The sequence below is a fragment of the Neoroseomonas rubea genome, assembly GCF_016106015.1.
GTDB lineage: Bacteria > Pseudomonadota > Alphaproteobacteria > Acetobacterales > Acetobacteraceae > Neoroseomonas > Neoroseomonas rubea.
Genome location: NZ_JACADQ010000455.1, coordinates 1 through 2,528, shown reverse-complemented (window position 1 = coordinate 2,528; position 2,528 = coordinate 1). Strand labels below are relative to the sequence as shown.

Sequence of the window (2,528 nt, the reverse complement as noted above, 5' to 3'; positions counted from 1 at the left end):
CACGGTCGCGACCGCGACGTCGCGCGCGCGCAGCCGCATGCGCAGCCGCGCGCCGGGCGGGCCGACATGGGCGGCGGTGCGCAGCGTGCCGCCGGCGAAGCCGAGCACCGTCACGCCCTCCTCCACCCGCTCCACCATGCAAGGCAGCAGCACGCCGGCATCGCGTCGCGCGCTCAACAGCGGCAGGTCGGTGCGCGATGACATCTCCTCCACCGCGCCATGCGCCACGACGCGCCCGGCCTGCATCAGCACCAGATGGTCGGCGAGCGCGTCCACCTCGTCCAGCGCATGCGTCACATACAGGATCGGCAGGCGCGCGGCGGCACAGAGGCGGGCGAGGAAGGGCAGCACCTCCGACCGGCGTTGCGCGTCGAGCGCGGCGAGCGGCTCGTCCATCAGCAGCAGAAGCGGCCGGGCGAGCAGCGCGCGACCGAGGGCGACGCGCTGCCGCTCGCCGCCCGACAGCCCGCCCGGCCGGCGGTCCAGCAGCGGGGCGAGGCCGAGCAGATCGACCACCTCCTCGAAGCCGGGTCCCTGTTCGCCTGCCGGTGCGCGGCGCAGCCCGTAGTGCAGGTTGGTCGCGACGCTCATATGCGGAAACAGGCGCGCATCCTGGAACACCACGCCGCAGCGCCGCGCCTCGGGCGGCAGGCAGATGCGCGACGCGGTGTCGAGCAGCAGCCGCGGCCCGACCGCGATGCGCCCTTCGCGCGGCCGCAGCAGGCCGGCGATGGCGGCGATGACCGTGCTCTTGCCGCAGCCCGAGGCGCCGAACAGCGCCGTGACGCCCGCGGCCGGTGCGGCGAAGGCGGCGTCCAGCGCGAAGCCGGCGGCGCCGAAGCGGTGGCGGAACGCGACCTCGATCATCCGCCACGGCCGAGCAGCAGGTGCATCCGGCGCGCGATCACCTCCGCCAGCAGCAGCCCGGCGACCGCGAGCGCGAAGGAGATCAGCGCGAGCCGCGCCGCCATCGCCTCCCCACCCGGCGTCTGCGTTGCCGCGTAGATGGCAAGCGGCAGGGTCTGCGTCTCGCCGGGGATGTTGGAGGCGAAGGTGATCACGGCGCCGAACTCGCCGAGCCCCGCCGCGAAGGCAGTGACCGCGCCGGCGAGGATGCCGGGCGACATCAGCGGCAGCGTCACCGTCGCGAAGCGATCGAGCGGGCCGGCGCCGAGGGTGCGCGCCGCGGCCTCCAGCCCCGGATCGACGTTTTCCAGCCCCAGCCGCACCGCGCGTACGATGAGCGGAAAGGACATGACGGCGGTCGCCAGCGCCGCCCCTTCCGTGGTGAACACCAGCCGGATGCCGAACCAGTCATGCAGCGGCGCGCCGATCGGCCCGCGCACGCCGAACAGCATCAGCAGCGCCCAGCCCACCACCACCGGCGGCACGACGAGCGGCAGGTGCACAAGCGCGTCGAGCAGCATCCGCCCCGGGAAGCGCCCCCGCGCGAGCAGCCAGGCCACCGCCACCGCCGGAAGGAGGGAGATGCCGACCGACCGCGTGGCGACGGCGAGCGAGAGCCGGATCGCGTCCCATTCCTCGGCCGTCAGCATGGGATGCGGGTCAGCGCGCCAGGCCGAAGCCGAAGCGCCTCCAGCCTGGCTGCGCGTCCGGCCCCGTCAGGAAGGCGAGCAGCGCGCGTGCCTGCGCGTCGCCCGCCGCGCGCCGGGTCAGCGCGAAGGGATAGGTGATGGCGGGGTGGCTCTCCGCCGGGAAGGTGCCCACGACCGTGACGCCGCGGCTGGCCGCCGCATCGGTGGCATAGACGATGCCGAACGGCGCTTCGCCGCGTTCCACCAGCAGCAGGGCGGCGCGGACATTCTCGGCGCGGGCGAGGCGCGGGGCGATCGCCTCCCACTGACCCATCCAGCGCAGCGCGGCCTCGGCATAGCGGCCGGCCGGCACATGCGCCGGGTCGCCGGTCGCGAGCCGACCTGAGGGGCCGAGCTGCGCGGCCAGGTCCGCCCCGCGCGTCAGCGAGATGGCCGGTGTCGCAGGCGCGGGCGCGACCAGGACGAGCGTGTTGCCGACCGCGCTGATGCGCGTCTCCGGCACCACCAGTCCTCGCTGCTGGACATGGTCCATCCAGGGTTCGTCGGCGGACAGGAACAGGTCCGCCGGTGCGCCTTGCTCGATCTGCCGCGCGAGGGTGGAGGAGGCGGCGAAGGAGAAGCGCGGTGCCGCGTTGCCGCGCGCCTGCCAGTCCTGGCCGAGGGCGCGCAGCGCGTCCGTCAGGCTCGCCGCGGCGAAGACCATCGGCCCCGCCTGGGCGAGTGCGGGGGCTGGCAGCGCCGCCAACATGGCGGCGAGGCGAAGCAGGGGGCGGCGGCGCATCGTTGGGCTCGAACGCTATGTTCATCCATATATAACCCGCGCGGCCGTGATGCGCCAAGCACGCGGTGCCCCTGGCCAAGGGCGCGGCGCTGCGCCAAAGGGCCGCCATGCCGACGCAGCCCGCCGCCCCCCTGCGCCTGACCGCGCCCGATGCCGCGCTGGCCGCCCTGCTGGCGCGCATCGCCGCGCCC

At 75.1% G+C, this 2,528-nt stretch carries 3 protein-coding genes; all 3 read right to left on the bottom strand.

The window, feature by feature from the left end; genetic code table 11:
- Positions 1–867, bottom strand: an 867-nt coding sequence (modC, locus tag HW577_RS23560) for a molybdenum ABC transporter ATP-binding protein (protein WP_198378541.1), incomplete at its 3' end; no start/stop codon positions are given.
- Positions 864–1,556: a molybdate ABC transporter permease subunit gene (gene modB, locus HW577_RS23555; RefSeq protein WP_198378540.1), complete on the bottom strand. Its 693-nt coding sequence runs from the start codon at positions 1,554–1,556 to the stop codon at positions 864–866. The genes modC and modB, both read right to left, overlap by 4 nt.
- A gap of 10 nt (positions 1,557–1,566) precedes the next feature.
- Positions 1,567–2,337, bottom strand: coding sequence for a molybdate ABC transporter substrate-binding protein (gene modA / locus HW577_RS23550; protein ID WP_198378539.1), 771 nt, complete (start codon positions 2,335–2,337; stop codon positions 1,567–1,569).
- Positions 2,338–2,528: the final 191 nt, after the last annotated feature.